Annotated in this window: 17 protein-coding genes and 1 pseudogene; 5 read left to right on the top strand and 13 right to left on the bottom strand. The window is 68.7% G+C overall.

Annotation, left to right across the window (positions count from 1 at the left end):
- Nucleotides 1-43: 43 nt before the first annotated feature.
- A pseudogene (locus EX20_RS33230) lies at nt 44-697 on the bottom strand (aminopeptidase P family N-terminal domain-containing protein); the annotation flags it as partial.
- A 346-nt stretch (nt 698-1,043) separates the two neighbouring features.
- Here EX20_RS33230 and EX20_RS00980 point away from each other — a divergent pair.
- The gene (locus EX20_RS00980; protein ID WP_034192490.1) at nt 1,044-1,844 is read left to right on the top strand and encodes a helix-turn-helix domain-containing protein; all 801 of its coding nucleotides are present in this window, start codon (nt 1,044-1,046) and stop codon (nt 1,842-1,844) included.
- Nucleotides 1,845-2,162: 318 nt separating this feature from the next.
- Here EX20_RS00980 and EX20_RS00975 read toward each other — a convergent pair whose 3' ends face one another.
- From EX20_RS00975 to EX20_RS00960, 4 genes are all read right to left on the bottom strand, one after another.
- Nucleotides 2,163-3,404, bottom strand: a complete 1,242-nt coding sequence (locus EX20_RS00975) for a multifunctional CCA addition/repair protein (RefSeq protein ID WP_034192489.1) — start codon at nt 3,402-3,404, stop codon at nt 2,163-2,165.
- The gene (locus EX20_RS00970; RefSeq protein WP_011886270.1) at nt 3,401-4,048 is read right to left on the bottom strand and encodes a glutathione S-transferase family protein; all 648 of its coding nucleotides are present in this window, start codon (nt 4,046-4,048) and stop codon (nt 3,401-3,403) included. The genes EX20_RS00975 and EX20_RS00970 overlap by 4 nt, the downstream gene beginning before the upstream one ends.
- A gap of 55 nt (nt 4,049-4,103) precedes the next feature.
- Entirely contained in the window at nt 4,104-5,063 is a 960-nt protein-coding gene (locus tag EX20_RS00965) for a complex I NDUFA9 subunit family protein (protein WP_034192488.1), read from the bottom strand.
- Between the two features lie 161 nt (nt 5,064-5,224).
- Entirely contained in the window at nt 5,225-7,177 is a 1,953-nt protein-coding gene (locus tag EX20_RS00960) for a lytic transglycosylase domain-containing protein (RefSeq protein ID WP_034192487.1), read from the bottom strand.
- Between the two features lie 8 nt (nt 7,178-7,185).
- On the opposite strand from EX20_RS00960, the gene EX20_RS00955 reads away from it, so the two are divergent.
- Nucleotides 7,186-7,794, top strand: coding sequence for a 5-formyltetrahydrofolate cyclo-ligase (locus EX20_RS00955; RefSeq protein WP_046423598.1), 609 nt, complete (start codon nt 7,186-7,188; stop codon nt 7,792-7,794).
- Nucleotides 7,795-7,859: 65 nt separating this feature from the next.
- Here the strand turns inward: EX20_RS00955 and EX20_RS00950 are convergent, their stop codons facing one another.
- Nucleotides 7,860-8,372, bottom strand: a complete 513-nt coding sequence (locus tag EX20_RS00950; RefSeq protein ID WP_014723821.1) for a winged helix DNA-binding protein — start codon at nt 8,370-8,372, stop codon at nt 7,860-7,862.
- A 148-nt stretch (nt 8,373-8,520) separates the two neighbouring features.
- Here EX20_RS00950 and pxpB point away from each other — a divergent pair, with 148 nt between their 5' ends.
- From pxpB to pxpA, 3 genes are read left to right on the top strand one after another with little or no spacing between them, the layout of a single operon-like run.
- Nucleotides 8,521-9,177, top strand: a complete 657-nt coding sequence (gene pxpB / locus EX20_RS00945; protein ID WP_011886275.1) for a 5-oxoprolinase subunit PxpB — start codon at nt 8,521-8,523, stop codon at nt 9,175-9,177.
- A complete protein-coding gene (locus EX20_RS00940) occupies nt 9,174-10,241 on the top strand; it encodes a 5-oxoprolinase subunit C family protein (protein WP_034192486.1) in 1,068 nt (355 codons plus the stop codon). Before pxpB ends, EX20_RS00940 begins: the two co-directional genes overlap by 4 nt.
- 55 nt (nt 10,242-10,296) lie before the next feature.
- Nucleotides 10,297-11,061 (top strand): 5-oxoprolinase subunit PxpA, encoded by a 765-nt coding sequence (gene pxpA, locus EX20_RS00935; protein ID WP_011886277.1) that lies wholly within the window; start codon nt 10,297-10,299, stop codon nt 11,059-11,061.
- A gap of 570 nt (nt 11,062-11,631) precedes the next feature.
- Here pxpA and EX20_RS00930 read toward each other — a convergent pair.
- The 7 genes from EX20_RS00930 to EX20_RS00900 all read right to left on the bottom strand — a co-directional run bounded on the left by EX20_RS00930 (nt 11,632) and on the right by EX20_RS00900 (nt 20,245).
- The gene (locus tag EX20_RS00930) at nt 11,632-12,777 is read right to left on the bottom strand and encodes a TraB/GumN family protein (protein WP_011886278.1); all 1,146 of its coding nucleotides are present in this window, start codon (nt 12,775-12,777) and stop codon (nt 11,632-11,634) included.
- Entirely contained in the window at nt 12,770-13,786 is a 1,017-nt protein-coding gene (locus EX20_RS00925; protein WP_034192485.1) for a peptide ABC transporter ATP-binding protein, read from the bottom strand. The genes EX20_RS00930 and EX20_RS00925 overlap by 8 nt, the downstream gene beginning before the upstream one ends.
- Nucleotides 13,783-14,781, bottom strand: coding sequence for an ABC transporter ATP-binding protein (locus EX20_RS00920; RefSeq protein WP_034192484.1), 999 nt, complete (start codon nt 14,779-14,781; stop codon nt 13,783-13,785). Before EX20_RS00920 ends, EX20_RS00925 begins: the two co-directional genes overlap by 4 nt.
- Nucleotides 14,782-14,913: 132 nt before the next feature.
- Nucleotides 14,914-15,831, bottom strand: a complete 918-nt coding sequence (locus EX20_RS00915; RefSeq protein WP_011886281.1) for an ABC transporter permease subunit — start codon at nt 15,829-15,831, stop codon at nt 14,914-14,916.
- 4 nt (nt 15,832-15,835) lie between these two features.
- Nucleotides 15,836-16,846: an ABC transporter permease subunit gene (locus EX20_RS00910; RefSeq protein ID WP_011886282.1), complete on the bottom strand. Its 1,011-nt coding sequence runs from the start codon at nt 16,844-16,846 to the stop codon at nt 15,836-15,838.
- Between the two features lie 119 nt (nt 16,847-16,965).
- Nucleotides 16,966-18,594, bottom strand: a complete 1,629-nt coding sequence (locus tag EX20_RS00905) for an ABC transporter substrate-binding protein (protein WP_034192483.1) — start codon at nt 18,592-18,594, stop codon at nt 16,966-16,968.
- Nucleotides 18,595-18,937: 343 nt separating this feature from the next.
- A complete protein-coding gene (locus tag EX20_RS00900; protein ID WP_034192482.1) occupies nt 18,938-20,245 on the bottom strand; it encodes an MFS transporter in 1,308 nt (435 codons plus the stop codon).
- Nucleotides 20,246-20,324: the final 79 nt, after the last annotated feature.

The following is a 20,324-nucleotide window of genomic DNA, read 5'->3' as shown; positions in this document are numbered from 1 at the left end:
TCGCCGTGTCGCTCGCCGTGTCGCTCGCCGTGTCGCTCGCCGTGTCGCTCGCCGTGGCGGTGTGCGCGGCGAGCCGGCCGTTCAGCGCGTCGAGGTTCTGCGCGACGCTCACGCCGGTCGTCGCCTCCGGCAACCCGAAGATCGGCCGTTCGACGACCCAGCCCGGCAGCGCGATCGCGCGATCGATTTCGCGCGACGTGAGGCTCACCCAGTCGAGCGACGCGGGCTGCGTCTGCGCGAGCAGCCGGTCGCGCTGCGCGATGCTGATCCGCCACGCGTCGTAGCCGACCCGCGCGAGCCGCGCCGCGTGCGTGACCAGCCAGCCGGCGAGCGCCTGCCAGATCGTCACGTCGATGCCGAGCTTCACGACCTGCACGCGCGCCGGGTCGCACTGCCGTTCGGCCTGCAGGTGATAGCGGCCGTCGACGAACAGCACGAACGGCGGGATGCCGAGCGCGTGCGCCGTCGCCGCGCTCAGGAAGATTCCGCAGCCGGCCGAGCCGTCGAAGCCCGACAGCGCATAGCGCGGGTTGTTGCAGCGCGGCAGGTATTCGGTGATGTACTCGTCCTGTGACGTGACCACGACCGCATCGAGCCGCGCGGCGTCGAGCAGGCGCGACAGGCCGGCCTGCGTGTCGGCAACGCGCGCATCGTACGCGGCAAGGCCGGAGAAGCTGAATTGGAGTCGATCGATCATCGGATACCCGTCATTGATTGTTGTCGACGGCCGGCGACGGCGTGGCGGCGAACGCCCCGACGCTGCGGCTCAATTTTTTGTCCCACTTAACTTTGTTTGATGAGGGACAAAATCTAGAGCACGCATACAGGGCGGTCAAGCGCAAATTTTCGTAGGGCTAAAATTACCGATCGTGACGCGGCGGCCCGCTCGGCGACCACCGACGGCTACGGGCGGCGTCACGGTGCCACGGGTACAATGCGCCGGCATCGCCGCCCGACGGCCGTGCCGCGGGCGATGCTCGGCATGCTGGGGCGCGGCCGCCGCGTGTTGCGCGCTTTCCGGTTCGTTGCCACGAAAGAGATTCATGGATTCAGACATCATGCGTATCGGCCAGCGCATTCGGCGCCTGCGCCGGGAAGCGAAGAAGACGCTGCTGGAAGTCGCGACCGAAGCGCACCTGTCGGTCGGCTTCCTGTCGCAGGTCGAGCGCAATCTGACCGGCATCTCGCTGTCGTCGCTGGTCAACGTCGCGAACGCGCTGAAGGTGCCGCTCGGCACGCTGATCGACCAGCCGCGCCAGGCACAGCCCGATTCGCACGCGGGCCGCCGCGAGCCTTATGCGCTCGACGCGGCGTCGCAGTGGTACGAGCGGCTGTCGACGACCTTCGACGGCAGCCAGATCAATGCGCTGAAGGTGCGGATGATGGAGGGCTACCGGTCGGAGTGGGTCGCGCACGGCGGCGACGAGTTCGTGTACGTGCTCGCCGGCCGCGTGTGCTACACGATCGGCAAGCGCGATTACCCGCTGTCGGCCGGCGATTCGCTGCATTTCGATGCGAGGAAGCGCCATCGCGTCGCCAATGTCGGCGACGGGCCGGCCGAGCTGATCGCGGTCGGCACGCTGCCGCTGTTCGACGACGGTGCGGAATTGGGCTCGGCGGCCATGAAGATCAGGCTGCTCGCGCGCGAGGCCGGCGCGACGCCCGGCGAGCCGCGCGTGAGCCGGCGCGAATCGGTGTCGAATGGCGTGCGGGCCGAGGACGAGCCGGCCGCCTCAGCCGCTGGCACACCGGCGCGTGGCACGACACAGCCGGCCGGCGGGAAACCACGCGCGGCCGCGGGCAAGGGCCGGGTTGCCGCGGCACGCGCGCGGACGAAGCAGTGAATCGGCCGGGCTGGGATTGACGAGACGCGACAAGCCGGCCGTGACTGGATGGGCCGCGATTGGCCGGGCCGCGATTAACCGGGCCACGATTGGCCGGGCCGGGATTGGGCGGGCTGGGATTCAACGGGTCGAAATTCGTTGGGCCAGGATGCGCCGGGTCGTGATCCGTCGGGCCAACACACGCATGACCCAGACGGGCCGGGCCTCAACAAGCCGCGCCGCGCTCATCCGGGCGTAATCGGCCGCGCCGTAATCGGCCCGGCCGCGATCCCCGCCGCGACAAGCCACGCGGCCCCCACCCCACCAACCGCCCCTCGCCTATTCCGCGATCGCCAGCGCCTGCTTGACCGCGTCGATCCGTGCGCGATGCACGGCGTCCTTGATCTGCATCGCATCGTTGCCGATACCGCGCGCGATCGCGCCGGCATCGACGCTGCGCGCCGCGACCAGCGCCACGCGCAGCCGCTCGGCCTGCGGATACGGCTGCGTGTCGAGCCCGAGGCGGCCGCGCGCATCCGATTCGCACGCCTGCAGCATCTCGGCGAAGCGCGCCGGCTTGCGCAGCGCGTCGCTGCGTTCGAACAGCCGCACCAGCGCGGCCGCGCCCATCTCCATCACGCGATGCAGGTTGCCGTGCTCGCGCGCGACCACCAGCGCGAGGTCGCGGCATTCGTTCGGCACCCGCAGCCGCTCGCACAGCGGCTTGATCAGCTCGACGCTGCGGCCTTCGTGGCCGACATGACGCGGCAGCACGTCGGCCGGCGTCGTCGCCTTGCCGAGATCGTGCGTGAGCGCCGCGAAGCGCACCGGCAGCGAATAGCCCTGCTTCGCCGCGTAGTCGACGACCATCATCACGTGCACGCCCGTGTCGACTTCCGGGTGGTAATCGGCGCGCTGCGGCACGCCCCACAGCGCATCGACCTCGGGCAGCACGCGCGCGAGCGCGCCGCATTCGCGCAGCACGTCGAACATCCGCGACGGCGTCGCCTCCATCAGCCCGCGCGCGATTTCCTGCCATACGCGCTCGGGCACCAGCGCGTCCGCCTCGCCCGCGTCGACCATGCGCCGCATCAGCGCGAGCGTCTCGTCGGCCACCGTGAAATCCGCGAAGCGCGCGGCGAAGCGCGCGATCCGCAGAATCCGCACCGGATCCTCGACGAACGCGTCGCTCACGTGCCGGAACACCCGCGCGCGCAGATCGGCCTGCCCGTCGAACGGGTCGATCACCGGCCCGACCAGCGTGCCGTCCGGGCTCACTTCGCGCGCCATCGCGTTGATCGTCAGGTCGCGCCGCGCGAGGTCCTCGTCGAGCGTCACGTCGGGCGCGTAATAGAACTGGAAGCCGTGATAGCCCGCGGCCGTCTTGCGCTCGGTGCGCGCGAGCGCGTACTCCTCCTGCGTGTCCGGATGCAGGAACACCGGGAAATCCTTGCCGACCGGCCGGAAGCCCTGCGCGGCCATCTGCTCGGGCGTCGCGCCCACCACCACGTAGTCGCGGTCCTGCACCGGCACGCCGAGCAATGCGTCGCGGATCGCTCCGCCTACTGCGTAAATGTTCATGGCGTCGATTCGTACTCGGCGATCACGTTGGTTTCGCGCCGCGCGCCTTCGATCCAGCGCTGCACCGCCGGCAGCGCCGTCACGCGCGCGGCATACCCGGCCGCCTCCGGCGACAGCTCCGGCGCATAGGTGTTGAAGCGCATCACGACGGGCGCATACATCGCATCGGCAATCCCGAATTCGCCGAACAGGAACGGGCCGCCCGACGCCGCCAGGCAGGCGCCCCACAGCGTGTCGATGCGCGCGACGTCGGCGAGCGCGTCGGGCGTCGCGCCGCGGCCGGGCGCCGACGCGCGCACGTTCATCACCATTTCCGTGCGCAACGCGGTGAAACCGGCGTGCATCTCCGCCGAAATGCAGCGCGCGTGCGCGCGATCGAGCGGATCGGCCGGCCACATCGGAAACTGCGGATAGCGCTCGGCGAGCGTCTCGGCGATCGCGAGCGAATCCCAGATCGCGAAGCCGTGATCGTCGATCAGGCACGGCACCTTTCCGGTCGGCGAATACTCGCGGATCCGCGCGGCCGTGTCGTCGCGGCGCAGTTCGATCGCGATCTCGTCGAACGGGATGCCGAAATGCGCGAGCAGCAGCCAGGGCCGCATCGACCACGACGAGTAGTTCTTGTCTCCAATGACGAGTTTCATGGCGGTGTTCCGATTAGCGCGAGGTTGGACGACGGAAAGCGACGGCCGGCGGCGCCTAGCGGCGCGCGCGGAACCAGTCGAAGCGTGAGCGCTGCGCGGCGGCGCCGAGGTACGCGGGCGCGATGCTTTCGAGACTCGCGGGCGTGAGCCCGAGTTCCGGCGCGAGCGGCCCGGACAGCACGTTGGGCTGCGACATCGACGCGAGATTGTCGCGCGTGATGACCGGCTCGCCCGGCAGACATTCGAACACGCGCGCCTGCAGCTGCGCGAGCGCATCGGGCAGCCGCACGATGCGTGCGTGCCGGCCGACCAGCGTGCCGCAATAGCGCACCAGCTGCTCGAGCGTGTACACCGTCGGGCCGCCGAGCTCGTAGGTCTTGCCGTGCGCGGCCGCCAGATCGAGCGTGTTGACGAACGCGCGCACGACGTCGCCGACGAACACCGGCTGGAAGCGCGCGTCCGGCATCGCGAGCGGCAGCACCGGCAGCGTGCGCTGCAGGTTCGCGAACGTATTGAGGAACGCATCGCCGGGGCCGAAGACGACCGACGGGCGGAAGATCGTCAGCGCGAGCGGGCCGGCCGCCGCGGCCGCCCGCAGCGCGGCTTCGCCGTCGCCCTTCGAGCGCTGGTACATGCTCGGGCCGTTCGAATCGGCGCCGAGTGCGCTCATGTGCAGCACGCGCCGCACGCCGGCCTGCGCGCACGCGGCGCCGAGCGCGGCCGGCACGGCGACGTGCGCGCGCTCGAAGCCCGGCCCGTACGGCGAGCCGCGCCCGCCGTGCAGCACGCCGATCAGATTGACGGCCGCATGCGCGCCGGCGACGAAGCCGGTCAACGTGCGCGCATCGAGCGCGTCGAGCTCGACGATCTCGATCGGCAGCATCTGCAGGTGGCGCGCATGCTCGCGCCGCCGCGTGGCGACCCGCACGTGCTTGCCGGCTTCGATCAGCGCATTGACGAGCCGGCTGCCGATGAAGCCGGTGCCGCCCAGCAGCGCGACGGTCTGGCGTTCCATGTTCGGTCCTCCGATGGACGGTTCACGCCGATGACGGCGTGCGTGGCGCGTGGCACGCGCGCGCACGAAACGGCGTGCACCGGGCGTTCGCGAGCCGGCCATTCGCGTGAACGGCCCCTTCACGCTGCCGCGCGGCGCGCGTGCAGCACGAAGGTTGCGGATCAGGGCGAGATCGTGCCCAGGCGCTTCTTCAACGACTGCGGTTTGCCCTCGAAGAGCGCCGCGTAGTAGACCGTGTTCGACAGCACGTTCTTCACGTACTCGCGCGTCTCGTTGAACGGAATCGTCTCGGCGAAGATCGCGCCTTCGACCGGCCGCGTCAGCACCTGGCGCCACTGGCGCGGCCGTCCCGGCCCGGCGTTGTAGCCGGCGGTCGCCAGCACCGGCGAGCTGTCGAAGTTGTTGTAGATGTCGGCCAGATACCAGGTGCCGAGCTGGATGTTGGTGTCGATGTCGTGCATCTGCGCACGCGTGATCGTGCCCATCCCGAGCTTCTTCGCGACGAGCTGCGCGGTGGCCGGCATCAGCTGCATCAGCCCGCCCGCGCCGACCGACGAACGCGCGTTCGTGATGAAGCGCGACTCCTGGCGGATCAGCCCGTACGCCCATTCGACGTCGAGCCCGGTCGATTGCGCATAGCGCTCGACGATGTCGCGGTACGGCGACGGATAGCGCAGCGTGAAGTCGTGCTCGGCCTTCGTGCGGTCGGCCGTATTCACCGTGCGGTCGAGCAGCTCGATGCGCTTGCCGTACGCGGCGGCGGCGAGCAGCTGGCGATCGGTCATCCCGCGCAGCGGCCAGTTCCATTCGCGGTTGCCCTCGAGGCGCAGGTTCAGGCCGTAGAAGCGCTGCGCGAGCGCGAAGCCCGGAATCTTGCTCATCGCGTCGATCTCGGCGTCGCTCACCTTCGTGCGCGGCGGCACCGACGTGCGCTGGCCCAGCTCCTCGCCGGCGAGCTGCCCGTAGAAGTTGTACTGCCCGGCCACCTGCTCGAATTCCTGGTTCGCCTGCAGCGTGTCGCCGCTTTGCTTCAGCGCGCGCGCGTGCCAGTAGATCCATGCGGGATCGCTGCGCAGCGACGGCGGCATCTGCTCGATCGACCAGCGCACCATCGGCCAGTTGCCGGCCAGCAGCGCGGCGCGCGTGCGCCATTCGTAGCCGGGGTTCGACAGCGGCGCGTTGGCGGATTTCGCATACCAGTCGGACGCGAGCGCCGAGCGCTTGATGGCGGCCTGGTAGCCGATCGCGCCCCACGCGATCGCCTGCTCCTGCTTCGTCAGCGAACCGGCGAGCGAGGTGAGCATTCCGGCGGCCGCATCGGGATCGTTGCGCGCCATCCGGCCGAGCGCGATCAGCGCGAGCTGGTGCGATGCGGCGTCCGCGCCGACGCCGCGCGCGAGGTACAGCGGCGGCGCGCTCGTCGCCTGGTCGAAACCGGCCGGGCGCGGACCGAGCGCGTCGACGATCTTGCCGCCGAGCGTCGTGTAGTTCTGCTCGAAAGCGAGGCGCGCCTGCTGCCACACGTCGTCGCTCGTGAACTGCTGGTTGACGGTGAGCGCCGTGATCAGGTCGACGCAGGCGTCGCCGTAGTATTTCGGCTCGACGAGCAGCGCGCGGGCGGCATCGGCGACGTTCTCGCCGCGCGCCGCGCGCGATTCGAGCGCATAGCATTTGACCTGCGTGTCGTCGTCGAGCACGAAGCGCTTGTACTGATCGTCGAAGCCGCGCCAGTCGTGGCGCGCGCCGAGCACGAGCAGGTAGTCGTTGCGCAGGCGATCGGCGATCGCCTGGCCGTCGTAGCGCTGCAGGAACGACTGCACCGGCGCGTCCGGCGCATCGACGCGCGCGCGTCCGGTCGAATCGAACAGCTGCGGTTTGATCTGGAAATACTCGACGTAGGACGGCACCGGATAGTTCGGGATCATCGACGCGAGCTGCGCGGCCTTCGCGGCATCGTTGCGGCGCGCGGCTTCGCGCAACTGCACGAAGATCTGATCGTCCCCGGCGAGCGTGTCGTCGCCCGGTGCGGCGCACGCGCTCGTGCCCGCCACGAGCGCGGCGGCCGAAAGCGTGAGCGCGACCGCGCGATATACTCGGAAAAGGCTGTTCGACATCGTTTTGAATGGAGCACGAAGTGAGCGAAAGCATAGCATGCAACCCTGTGCCGAACCCGAAGGTTGCACTGCGCAGAACGCTGTCCGGCGCGCGTCGCGACGCCGCGTCGCAGCCGGCCGCGAACGCCGCGCTCGAGGCCCGGCTGCGCGGCTTGCTCGAACGGCTCGCGCCGCGCACGGTCGGCTTCTACTGGCCGCTGCCCGGCGAATTCGACGCGCGCGACGCCGTGCTCGCGTGGGCCGCCGCCGGCCCCGGCCGCCGCGCCGCGCTGCCGGTGATCGGCGAGAAGCACACGCCGCTCGCGTTCCATGCATGGGATGCGCACACGCCGATGCGCGAAGGGCATCACCGGATTCCGGAGCCCGCGTCGGGCATCGCGGTCGTGCCCGACCTGTTGCTGATTCCGTGTGTGGGATTCGATCTGCAGCGCTACCGGCTCGGCTACGGCGGCGGCTATTACGACCGCACGCTCGCGGCATGGCCGGGCGACACGCTGCCGGTGACGGTCGGCATCGCGTACGACGCGTGCCGCGTCGACGCGCTGCCGGCCGAGGCGCACGATCTGGCGATGGGCTGGATCGTCACCGACCGCGCGCTCTACCCGGACGCCGGATGACGCGACGCGCGACGCCGCGCCGGCATCCCGCGCGTCGCCGCGCTCGGCGTCCGAGCCGCAATCGTTTACAACGAGGCGGCCGCGCGCGCGGCGGTGTCGTACAGGCCCGATGCGTTGCGCAGCAGTTGCGCGGCGTCGCCGATCTGCTCGTTGGTGAGGCCGCTGTCCTTCAGCGTCTCGATCAGACAGTGCTCGCGCACCTCGCGATACTTCATGCACAGCGCGCGGCCCGCATCGGTCGCGAAGAAGAACACTTCCTTGCCGCTCTTCTCGCTTTTCACATAGCCGCGCGCGATCAGTTTTTTCAGCGCATAGGTCGCGACGTGCGTATCCTCGATATTGAGCACGAAGCAGATGTCGGCGAGCTTCTTCTTGCGCTCACGGTGGCTCACGTGATGCAGCAGCGACACCTCGACGGCCGTCATGTCCTTCGCGCCGGCGGCCGACATGCAGCGCACCATCCAGCGGTTGAACGCGTTGCCGGCCATGATGAGCCCGTATTCGAGCTCCGACAGCTCCACGCTCGACTCGGAAACGAGGTGTTCGGATGACACGATCTTGGTCGGAGAACGCTTCATGGAAGGGCAGCGCAAGCAGGATGTCAGGGTGTGCCGAGTGTACGACAGAAGCCTCTGTATAAGAGCTAGGCGAAAACGCTTATTGGGAAATTCTCGATATTTTATTGAGAATGTACGCTAACATTGCCGTCCGAACCGTGCCAGTCCGATGACGCAACCCCGCATTTATCCACTCGGCGATGCCGCCCTCGTCTGCGAGATGCCGGCGCCCGCCACGCTCGATTGCCAGCGCCGCGTGTGGGCCGTCGCCGAAGCCGCGCGCGCGTGGCCCGACGTGATCGACGTCGTGCCGGGCATGAACAATCTGACGATCGTGTTCGACGCGCTCGCCTCAACCGCCGAGTCGCTCACCCCGGCGCTGCGCGACGCGTGGGACAGCGCCGACGTCGCGCCCGTGCCGGGCCGCGACGTCGAGATCCCGGTCGAGTACGGCGGTGCCGCCGGCCCCGATCTGGCGGCCGTCGCCGCGCACACCGGGCTGTCGGCCGACGAAGTGGTCGCGCGCCACGCGGGCGGCGAATACGTCGTGTTCTTCGTAGGATTCCAGCCGGGGTTCGCGTATCTCGGCGGCCTCGACCCGGCGCTGCACACGCCGCGCCGCGCCGCGCCGCGGCTCGAGGTGCCGGCCGGCTCGGTCGGCATCGGCGGCGCGCAAACCGGCATCTATCCGGCCACGGCGCCGGGCGGCTGGCAGTTGATCGGCCGTACTTCGCAGGTGCTGTTCGATCCGGCCCGGCCGCAGCCGACGCTGCTGCTGCCCGGCGACCGCGTGCGCTTCACCATTGCCGGAGTCGACGCGACATGACCCAGAAAACCGCCCCCGGCACGATCGAGGTCGTGCGCGCCGGCCCGCTGTCCACCGTGCAGGATCTCGGCCGCCGCGGGATGCGCCATCTGGGCGTCGCGCAAGGCGGCGCGCTCGACGGCCTCGCGCTCGAAGTCGGCAACCGGCTGGTCGGCAACCGTCCCGATGCGGCGGCCGTCGAAATCACGATCGGCCCGGCCGCGTTCCGCTTCACGCGCGCCACGCGCATCGCGGTCACCGGCACCGAATTCGGCGCGACGCTCGACGGCAAGCCGGTGTATTCGTGGTGGAGCCTGCCGGTCGACGCCGGCCAGACGCTCGTGCTGCCGGCCGCGAAACGCGGGATGCGCGGCTACCTGTGCATCGCGGGCGGCATCGACGTGCTGCCGGTGCTCGGCTCGCGCAGCACCGATCTCGCGGCGCGCTTCGGCGGCCTCGGCGGCCGCGCGCTGCGCGACGGCGACCGGCTGCCGGTCGGCGTGCCGCCGGCCGGCGCCGGCTGCCTCGCGTCCGATGCGCCCGAGTTCGGCGTGAAGGCGCCGGCGTGGTGCGCGTTCGTGCGCGTCGACGAACCGCCGCGCCGCCACCGTCCCGCGCATGCGCCGTGGGCGATGCCCGTGCGCGTGCTGCCGGGCCCCGATTACGCGTCGTTCTCGGCCGAGTCGCAGCAGGCGCTCTGGGACGAGGAATGGCTCGTCACCGCCAACAGCAACCGGATGGGCTATCGGCTCGCCGGCGCCGAGCTCGTGCGCGAGCGGCCGGTCGAGCTGCTGTCGCACGCGGTGCTGCCCGGCACGATCCAGGTGCCGCCGAACGGCCAGCCGATCGTGCTGATGCACGACGCGCAGACCACCGGCGGCTATCCGAAGATCGGCACGGTGATTCGCGCGGACCTGTGGAAACTCGCGCAGGCGCGGCTCAACCTGCCGATCCGCTTCGTGCGCACGACGCCCGAGGCCGCGCGCGCCGCGCTGAACGCGGAACGCGCATATCTGAGACAGATCGACGTCGCGATCGAGATGCGCGACGAGACGCGTCGCCGCGCGCAATCGCGCGCAGCGTGACAATGGCGCAAGCAGTACGCAACACGGCCCGCGCAGCCCGCGGGCGAGGAACATCATGGAAATCGATCTGAACGCCGATCTCGGCGAAGGATGCGGATCGGACGAGGCGCTGCTCGACCTCGTCACGTCGGCGAACATCGCATGCGGCTGGCATGCAGGCGGCGCCAATGCGATGCGCGACTGCGTGCGCTGGGCCGTGCAGAAGGGCGTGTCGATCGGCGCGCATCCGAGCTTTCACGATCCGGAGAATTTCGGCCGCAAGGAAATGCAACTGCCGCCCGGCGACATCTATGCCGGCGTGCTGTACCAGCTGGGCGCGCTGTCGGCGATCGCGCAGGCTGAAGGCGGCCGCATCGCGCACGTCAAGCCGCACGGCGCGCTGTACAACCAGGCCGCGCGCGATCCGACGATCGCGGACGCGGTCGTGTCGGCCATCCACGATTTCGATCCGTCGCTGTCGGTGTTCGGGCTCGCCAACAGCGTGTTCGTCGCGGCCGCGCGGCATGCGGGCCTCGTCGCGATCGAAGAGGTGTTCGCCGATCGCGGCTACCGCGCGGACGGCACGCTGGTTCCGCGCAGCCAGCCCGGCGCGCTGATCGACGACGAAGATGCGGTGCTCGCGCGCACGCTCGACATGGTGCGCGAGCGGCAGGTGCGCGCGGTGACGGGCGAGTGGGTGCCGCTCAATGCGCAGACCGTCTGCCTGCACGGCGACGGCCCGCATGCGCTCGCCTTCGCGAAGCGGATTCGCGCGGCGCTCGAGACGGCCGGCATCGACGTGATCGCGCCCGGCGCGCTGCAGGCCGGCGAAGACGCGTAACGCGGCACGCCCTCGCTCACGCGCACGCATCGCGTGCCGCATCCGATCGGCCGCACCAAAGAAAAAAGCGCCCTCGTGGCGCTTCACTGTTGGCGCAATCGCCGCGGCTTCGCCGTCTGTCGATTCGCCTCCCGAAACCGCCTTGCGACGGTGACCGGAACGCTGCTCCGGATGAAAAAACGTCCGCCGCCGCCCGATTGCTGCTTCCCCCGGTCGGACGACGGAACGTCGCTTATACCGCTAAGTCTGCCACATGCATGTGCTGTACGACGATGTTTGGCCCCGCCGTGCATGCAGACACTCCGCGGCCGGCACGCTGATTACGTGCCGGCTACGCCAACCCCGCGCTTTGTTTTCTGCTACCCCGTAGAACTTTTCTATTCTTTGCATTTTTTCAACTTGTGGGGTGAAGAATAGAGATTGGCAGAACCGGATGTCAATGGCTTTAAACGCTATTTCCAGACGGTTCGAGGGTTTTCCTTATCGGCTCACGCGGCCGCTTACGCGCATCGACACGCAAGCGCGCGGCCGATCGAATGGCGGAGGACCGGCGGGCGGCGTCGGGCGCGCTCAGTTCGCGTCGACCCGGTACCCTTGCTGGCGCAACAATTCGAGCACGCCGCGCTGGCCACCCAGGTGCAGCGCGCCGATCGCGACGAACACCGGCCGGTTCGGCGCCGCGATTGCCGTCATCCGTGCAACGAAGCGCCGGTTGCGCTCGTACAGGATCTTGTTGTCGATCGACGCCGACAGCGCCTTCGACCGTGCGAGCCGCTCGCTCTTCGCGACCGCCCATGCGGAGATCGCGTCGGCGTCGCCAATACGCCACAGCCGGTGCAGCGCGCCGATGTCGGCGGCGTTCTGCGCGGGCGTCTGCACCATGTCCTGCGCGAGCATCTCGCGCTGCTCGGCGAGCGTGAGGCCGGTGAACGCGCGCATCTGCTCGGCGAGCGTCTCCAGGCCGATCACGCGGCCGCCCTTCTTCTTCAGAAATACGTTCTGCAGCTGCGCCTCGGTGCCGTACTCGGTCTGCAGGCCGGCCGACAACGAGTCGTACGTCTCGACCACCAGCGCGGCGAGCCACGGCCGCATCCGGCGGATTTCGGCGAGCGCGGCCGGGTTGCCGCGCAGCCGCGCGGCGAGCTGCTGCCACAACGGCTCGGGAAGCAGGCGCTGCAGGCACGGGTAGCGGCAGACGCCGTACTTCGACACGTCGTCCTGCGATTCCAGCAGATCGTCCGGCGACAGCTCGAGCGCGAGCGTCGGCGAGGCGGCGAGCGCCGCGAGGATGGTGGGCCGGAACGGCTGCGCGCTCGGGTAGTCGGACGGGTCGCCCGTATGCAGCGTGCCGAGCACGTACAGCGTGACCTTGCCGCGCGTCGCGACGTAGAACGGCATGCGGGCCGGCTGCACGCGCACCGTGCCGCGCGCGACCGTGCCGTTCGACACGGACGGCGCGTGGAAGCCCGGCAGCGTCATGCCCGGCGACGGCGCCTGCGCCCGATGAATCGGCGAACTGCTCGGCATGCGCTCCTGCGCGCGCGCGGCCGCGGCCGGCACCAGCACGCTCGCGGCCACGCAGGCGCCGGCCAGCGCCGCGCCCGTGACCGTGCGCACGCTCCAGCGTCTTGCGTTGCGGCACGCGCGCAGCATGCGCGCGCGGCCGGCTCCCGACCGGCGCACGCGAGGCGCGCGCGCCGCCAACCCGTCAGGCATTCGCCTCCCCCACCTCCTCGGCGCGATGGCAGGCCACGCGACGTCCGTCGACGTCGCGCAGCTGCGGTTCCTCGACACGGCAGCGCTCGACCGCGTACGGGCAGCGCTGGTGAAACGCGCAGCCCGACGGCGGATTGAGCGGCGACGGCAGTTCGCCCTGCAGCTTGATCTGCACGCGGCGGTCTTCCTCGAAGATCGCCGGCGTCGCCGACATCAGCGCACGCGTGTACGGATGGCGCGGCCGCGCGTAGATCGTCGCCTTGTCGCCGAGTTCGGCGACGCTGCCGAAGTACATCACCATCACGTCGTCCGCGACGTGCTCGACCACCGACAGGTTGTGCGAGATGAACACGTAGCTCGTGTTGAACTGCTCCTGCAGATCCATGAACAGGTTCAGGATCTGCGCCTGGATCGATACGTCGAGCGCGGACACCGGCTCGTCGGCGACGACGATGCGCGGCTCGAGGATCATCGCGCGCGCGATCGCGACGCGCTGGCGCTGGCCGCCCGAGAACATGTGCGGATAGCGCTTCGCGTGCTCGGGGCGCAGGCCGACGGTGCGCATCATCTGCGCGATGCGCGCCGCGCGTTCGGCCGCCGACAGGTCCGCGTTGATCTCGAGCGGCTCGGCGAGCGTCTGCTCGACGGTCTTGCGCGGATTCAGCGACGCGAACGGGTTCTGGAACACCATCTGCACGCGGCGGCGCAGGTCGGCGACGGTGTGGCGGCCGGCGCCGGCCACGTCGTTGCCGTCGATCATCAGGCTGCCCGAGGTGGGCGTCTCGATCATCGTGAGCTGGCGCGCGAGCGTCGATTTTCCGCAGCCCGACTCGCCGACCACCGCGAGCGTCTTGCCGCGCTCGAGCGTGAACGACACGCCGTTCAGCGCCTTCACGGTGCCCTGCCCGAACATCCCGCGCCTGACCGTGTAGTGCTTCGCGAGCTGGTCGGCAACCAGCACGGCCTGCCCGTCGGGCGACGCGCGGCGCGTTTCGTTGACAGCATTCATCGTGCGCCTCCCGTCAGGTCGAAGCTGGAAACATTGAGCGGCTTGATGCAGCGCGCGCGCATCGCATCGTTGCCGGCCACGAGCGGATCGAGCGCCGGGCGCGCCTTGCGGCAATCGTCGACGACGTACTTGCAGCGCGGCGCGAACAGGCATCCGGACGGGCGATCATCGCGGCCCGGCACCATGCCGGGCAATGCGGCAAGGCGACGCGCCCCCTGATTGTGCTCGGGAATCGCCGCGAGCAGCGCTTCGGTGTACGGGTGATGCGGCGCGCGAAAGATGTCCGGCACGCGGTTGGTCTCGATGATCTCGCCCGCGTACATCACCGCCACGCGCTGCGCGACCTCCGACACCACGGCCAGATCGTGCGAGATCAGCACCAGCGCCATCCCGCGCTCCTTCTGCAGCTTGACGAGCAGATCCATGATCTGCGCCTGGATCGTCACGTCGAGCGCGGTGGTCGGCTCGTCGGCGATCAGCAGCTTCGGATTGCACGCGACGGCCATCGCGATCATCACGCGCTGGTTCATGCCGCCCGACATCTGGTGCGGGAACGCCGCGATCCGGTTCTTCGCATCGGGAATGCCGACCTGGTCGAGCAGTTCGAGCGCGCGCCGGTGCAGCGCGTCGCCGCGCAGCCCTTCGTGCAGCTTCAGCACCTCCTTGATCTGGTAGCCGACCGTGTAGCTCGGGTTCAGGCTCGTCAGCGCGTCCTGGAACACCATCGCGATGTCCTTGCCGACGATCTTGCGGCGCGCCTTCGGCGACGCCTTCAAGAGATCCACGCCGTTGAACGTGACCTCGTCGGCCGTCACCTTGCCCGGCGCGTCGATCAGGCCCATCAGCGCCATCATCGTCACGCTCTTGCCCGAGCCCGATTCGCCGACGACGCCCACCACCTCGCCCGGCGCGATCGACAGGTTGATCCGGTCGACGGCGGGCAGGCCGTTGAAATTCACCGCGAGATTGCGGATGGTCAGGAGCGGGTTGCTCATGTCGTCCTCCGCCGGGCCGCCCCAAAGAGGATGACCGCCCCCTTGGGGGGCGCCGTGCATGGGAGCGGAGTAAGCGCCGAAGCGCCAACTCCGGTCGGCAGCGAACGAAGCAAGCGTGGGGTTCGTTTCATCTTAGGCCATCCGTTTCAGTTTGGGATCGAGCGCGTCGCGCAGCCCGTCGCCGAGCAGGTTGATCGCGAGCACCGAAATCAGGATCGACAGGCCCGGCATCGTCACGATCCACCATGCGTTGTCGATGTAGTCGCGCGCGGACGCGAGCATGGCGCCCCACTCGGCGGTCGGCGGTTGCACGCCGAGGCCGAGGAAGCCGAGCGCGGCCGCGTCGAGGATCGCCGACGAGAAGCCGAGCGTCGCCTGCACGATCAGCGGCGCCGTGCAGTTCGGCAGCACCTGCGAGAACATCAGGCGCAGCGTGCCGGCGCCGGCCACGCGCGACGCCGTCACGTACTCCTTCTGCAGCTCGCCGAGCGCCGACGCGCGCGTGAGGCGCACGTAGGCCGGCAGCGCGACGATCGCGATCGCGAACATCGTGTTGGTGAGGCCCGGCCCGATGATCGCGACGACGGCGACCGCGAGCAGCAGCGACGGCAGCGCGAGCAGCACGTCCATGATGCGCATCACGGGCGTGTCGGCCCATTTCTGGAAGAACGCGGCGACGAGGCCCAGCACGATGCCGGGGATCAGCGCGAGCACGACCGACACGAAGCCGATCCAGAACGACATGCGCGCGCCGAACATCAGGCGCGAAAGGATGTCGCGCCCGGCTTCGTCGGTGCCGAGGATGAACTGCCAGTTGCCGCCGGCGAGCCACGCGGGCGGAATCTTCACGTAGTCGCGGTATTGCTCGACCGGGCTGTGCGGCGCGATCAGCGGCGCGAGGAGCGCGACCAGGATCAGCACGAGCACGACGAGGCCGGCGCCGACCGCACCGCGATTGCGCGAGAAGTTGGCCCAGAACTCGCGCAACGCGAGCGCGCGGCCGCCGGCCGGCGCGGATTCGGTCGGCAGGGTATTTTGCAGATTGCTCATGGAGTTACCTCGTGTGGCGGATGCGCGGATTCAGCACGCCGTACAGCAGGTCGACGACCAGGTTCACGACGATCACGAGCGTCGCGATCAGCAGAATGCCGCCCTGCACGACCGGATAGTCGCGGCGGCCGATCGCATCGATCAGCCACTTGCCGACGCCGGGCCACGAAAACAGCGTCTCGGTCAGCACGGCGCCAGCAAGCAGCGTGCCGATCTGCAGGCCGATCACGGTGACGACCGGGATCAGCGCGTTGCGCAGCGCGTGCACGACCACCACGCGCGCCGGCGACAGCCCTTTCGCGCGCGCCGTGCGGATGTAATCCTCGCGCAGCACTTCGAGCATCGACGAGCGCGTCATCCGCGCGATCACCGCGAGCGGGATCGTGCCGAGCACGATCGCGGGCAGGATCAGGTGGCTGACCGCCGACTTGAACGAGCCTTCGTCCGGCGCGAGCAGCGCGTCGATCAGCATGAAGCCGGTCGGATGCGGGAAGTCGTATTCGACCGCGATGCGGCCCGACACGGGCGTCCAGCCGAGATACGACGAAAACACCATGATGAGGATCAGCCCCCACCAGAAGATCGGCATCGAGTAGCCGGTGAGCGCGGTGCCCATCACGCCGTGATCGACGACCGAGCCGCGCCGCAGCGCGGCGATCACGCCGGCCGGCAGCCCGACCACGAGCGCGAACACGAGCGCGCACAGCGACAGTTCGACGGTCGCCGGAAAGCGCGCGAAGAATTCGCCCGCGACGCTGGTGTTGGTGATGATCGACGTGCCGAGGTCGCCATGCAGCGCCCGGCCGATGTAGTGCAGATATTGCATGGGCAACGGCTGGTCGAGCCCGAGGCGCTTCATCGCCTCTGCATGCATCGCGGGATCGACGCCGCGCTCGCCCATCATCACTTCGATGGGGTCGCCCGGTATCAGGTGAATCAGCGCAAACGCCAGGATGGTGATGCCGATGAAGGTCGGGATCACCATCCCCACGCGGCGCAACACGAATGTGAACATGATGCGTCTCGTATTTTCTTGTGGGAAATGTGCGACCGGCGACGGGAAGCTTTTGGCTTCCCGCCGCCGGATGAGGTATGAGCCGGTCTCGGTCTTCTGGACAGCTTATACGGGCCGTATTACTTCACGCCGACTCCGTCGAAGCGCGCGTAGCCGAGCGGTTCGATCCGCATGTCGACCACGTTCTTGCGCACCGGCTGGTAGACCGTCGAGTTCGCGATCGGCGAGAACGGCAGCTGTTGCGCGAAGATCTGCTGCGCCTGCATGTAGATCTTCGTGCGCGCGTCCTGGCCCGTCGTCGTGCGGCCCTTCTGCACCAGCTCGTCGAACGGCTTGTAGCACCAGTGCGAGAAGTTGTTGCCCTTGATCGCCTCGCAGCCGAGCAGCGTGCCGAGCCAGTTGTCCGGGTCGCCGTTGTCGCCGGTCCAGCCGATCAGCATCGTGTCCTGCTCACCCGCGTGCGCGCGCTTGATGTACTCGCCCCATTCGTAGGTGACGATCTTCGCCTTCACGCCGATCTTCGCCCAGTCGGCCTGGATCATCTCGGCCATCAGCCGCGCGTTCGGGTTGTACGCGCGCTGCACCGGCATCGCCCACAGCGTGATCTCGAAACCGTTCGGGAAGCCTGCCTTGGCGAGCAGCGCCTTCGCCTTCGCGGTGTCGTAGGCGGCCATCTTCAGGTTCTTGTCATACGACCATTGGGTCGGCGGCACCGGTGCGGACGCGGCCTGGCCGGCGCCCTGGTAGACCGATTCGAGGATCGCCTTCTTGTTGATCGCCATGTCGAGCGCCTGACGCACTTCGAGCTTGTCGACCGGCTTGTGCTCGACGTTGTATGCCAGGTAGCCGAGGTTGAAGCCCGGCTGCGACGGCATGTCGATGCCCGAGTCGGCCTTCAGCGTCGCGATGTCGGCCGGACGCGGATAGCTCATCACCTGGCATTCGTTGCGCTTGATCTTCTGCACGCGCACGCCCGGATCCGGCGTGATCGAGAAGATCAGCTTCGACAGCTTCACCGCGCCCTTCTTCCAATAGTCTGGATTGCCATCGAAACGGATCGTCGCGTCCTTCGTGTAGCTGCGGAAGATGAACGGACCGGTGCCGATCGGCTTCTGGTTGATGTCGGCGGCGCGGCCGGCCTTCATCAGCTGATCCGCGTATTCGGCCGACAGGATCGACGCGAATTCCATCGCCATGTTCTGGATGAACGGCGCGTTCGGCTCGGCGAGCGTGAACTTCACGGTGTACGGATCGACCTTCTCGACCTTCGTGACGAGCTTGTCGAGGCCCATGTCGGTGAAGTACGGGAACGACACCGGGTACGCCTTGCGGAACGGCTGGTTCGGATCGAGCATGCGCTCGAACGTGAACACGACGTCGTCCGCGTTGAACTCGCGCGTCGGCTTGAAGAAGTCGGTCGTGTGGAACTTCACGCCGTGACGCAGGTGGAACGTGTACACCTTGCCGTCGGACGACACGTCCCACTTCTCCGCGAGGCCCGGCTCGACCTTGGTGCCGCCGCGCTCGAATTCGACGAGACGGTTGTACACGGTGAACGTGGCGGCGGTGAAATCGACGCCGGTGGTGAATTGCGCGGAATCGAAACCCGCCGGGCTGCCTTCTGAGCAGTAGACGAGCGTCTTGTTCGGAATCTGCGCGAAGGCAGAACCCGCGACGCCGAGCGATGCTGCTGCCACGCCTGCAATGGCGGTAACACGCAGGCTGTGCAACAGACGGTTGTATTCCATGTTTCCTCCAGGTCTCCAGATCGGAACCGGTCCCCATGGGCCGGGTACGCGGATATTACTTGAGCTATGGATTGCGCAACAAGCTGGAGAAAAAACTCTTTTAGTTGCGTGCGCGCGGCTTTTTGCCGGGGTAGCGCGGGCGCGGAACGGTCGCGCCGCATGCGCGAGCGGCGGATGCGCCAATCGTGCGCCTGTTTCCTTCTACAACTAAACAATTCGGCTGCGTGCGCGGACGGGCCGTCACGTCGAAGTCATGCGCATCGTGCTCATCGCGCTCGTTGCGCTCCGCGCGCGCATGGCTGCACGCCCGGAACGGCGCCGGTGCGCGTGTTGCAGCGCATCGTCAGGCGGGTGCGTCGAGGTCGGCGCTGCGCGCGGGGACGAATGCGACCGCGACGATCGACAGCGCGAGCCCGGCCATCACGTAGTAGGTCGGCGCGAGCGGCGAGCCGGTCGTCTTGATGAGCCACGTGACGATGAACTGGCCGAAGCCGCCGAACAGCATCACCGCGATGTTGTATGCGATCGACAGCCCGGTCGAGCGCACGTTGGCGGGAAACAGTTCGGCGATCATCGCGCCGAACGGCCCGTAGTAGCCCGCGAGCGTGACCGCCAGCACCGCGTGCACGACGATCAGCCGGCCGATGCTCGGCGCCCCGTCGAGCCACACGAACAGCGGATACATCAACGCGAGCGTCAGCACGAGCGACCACAGCGACAGCCCTTTGCGACCGATGCGATCGGACCATGCGCCGGCGATCGGCGACAGCACCATCAGCAGCAGGTTGCCGATGATCACTGCGTAGAACGACTGAGCATAGGGCAGCTTCAGCTGCTTCACCGCGAAGGTCGGCAGATAGATGATCAGCACGTAGATGGTCACGGTGAGCGCGATCACCGAGCCGAGCCCGCACAGCACCTCGCGCGGATGGCGCGTGAAGACTTCGCCGAGCGTCGCGCGGCGCGCGCTCTGCTGGGCATGCAGGAATGCTTCGGAATCGTCGAGATGACGGCGGATATAGAAACCGATCGGCCCGATCACGAGCCCGAGGACGAACGGCACGCGCCAGCCCCAGCTGTGCAGCGCGTCGTGCGACAGCCCGCGCGTGACGGCCGCGCCCACCAGCGCGCCGATCAGCAGCGCGGCCGCCTGGCTCGCCATCTGCCAGCTGCCGTAGAAGCCGCGTTTCGAGAACGGCGCGGCTTCGATCAGCAGCGCGGTCGCGCTGCCGAATTCGCCGCCGGCCGAGAAGCCCTGCAACAGGCGGCCGAGCACGATCAGCAGCGGGCCGCCGATGCCGATCGCCGCATACGGCGGCGCGGCGGCGAGCAGGAAGATGCCGGCCGTCATCAGCAGCATCACCAGCGACAGCGCGGCCTTGCGGCCCGCGCGGTCCGCGTACAGCCCGAGCACGATGCCGCCGACCGGGCGCATGAAGAACGCGACGCCGAACGTCGCGGTCGTCAGCAGCAGCGACGCGTATTCACTGGAAGTCGGGAAGAACAGCTCGGCGATCACGACCGTCATCAGGCCGAACACGGTGAAGTCGTACCACTCGAGCGCGTTGCCGATCACGGCCGCCGCGACCGCGCGCCGGTTCAGCGCACGCTCGGGCCGGACCGTCTTGGTTGAATTCGCAATCGTCGCCATGCGTGCCTCGTCCTCGTGAATTCGCCGTGTCGGGCGGTCGCGGATCGCACGGGAGCGTTCGCGGCGCGCTGGTGTGCAG

The sequence above is a fragment of the Burkholderia sp. WP42 genome (genome assembly GCF_000745665.1).
GTDB lineage: Bacteria > Pseudomonadota > Gammaproteobacteria > Burkholderiales > Burkholderiaceae > Burkholderia > Burkholderia vietnamiensis.
The sequence above is the reverse complement of the archived record's forward strand: the minus strand, read 5'-3'. Positions and strand labels throughout refer to the sequence as shown.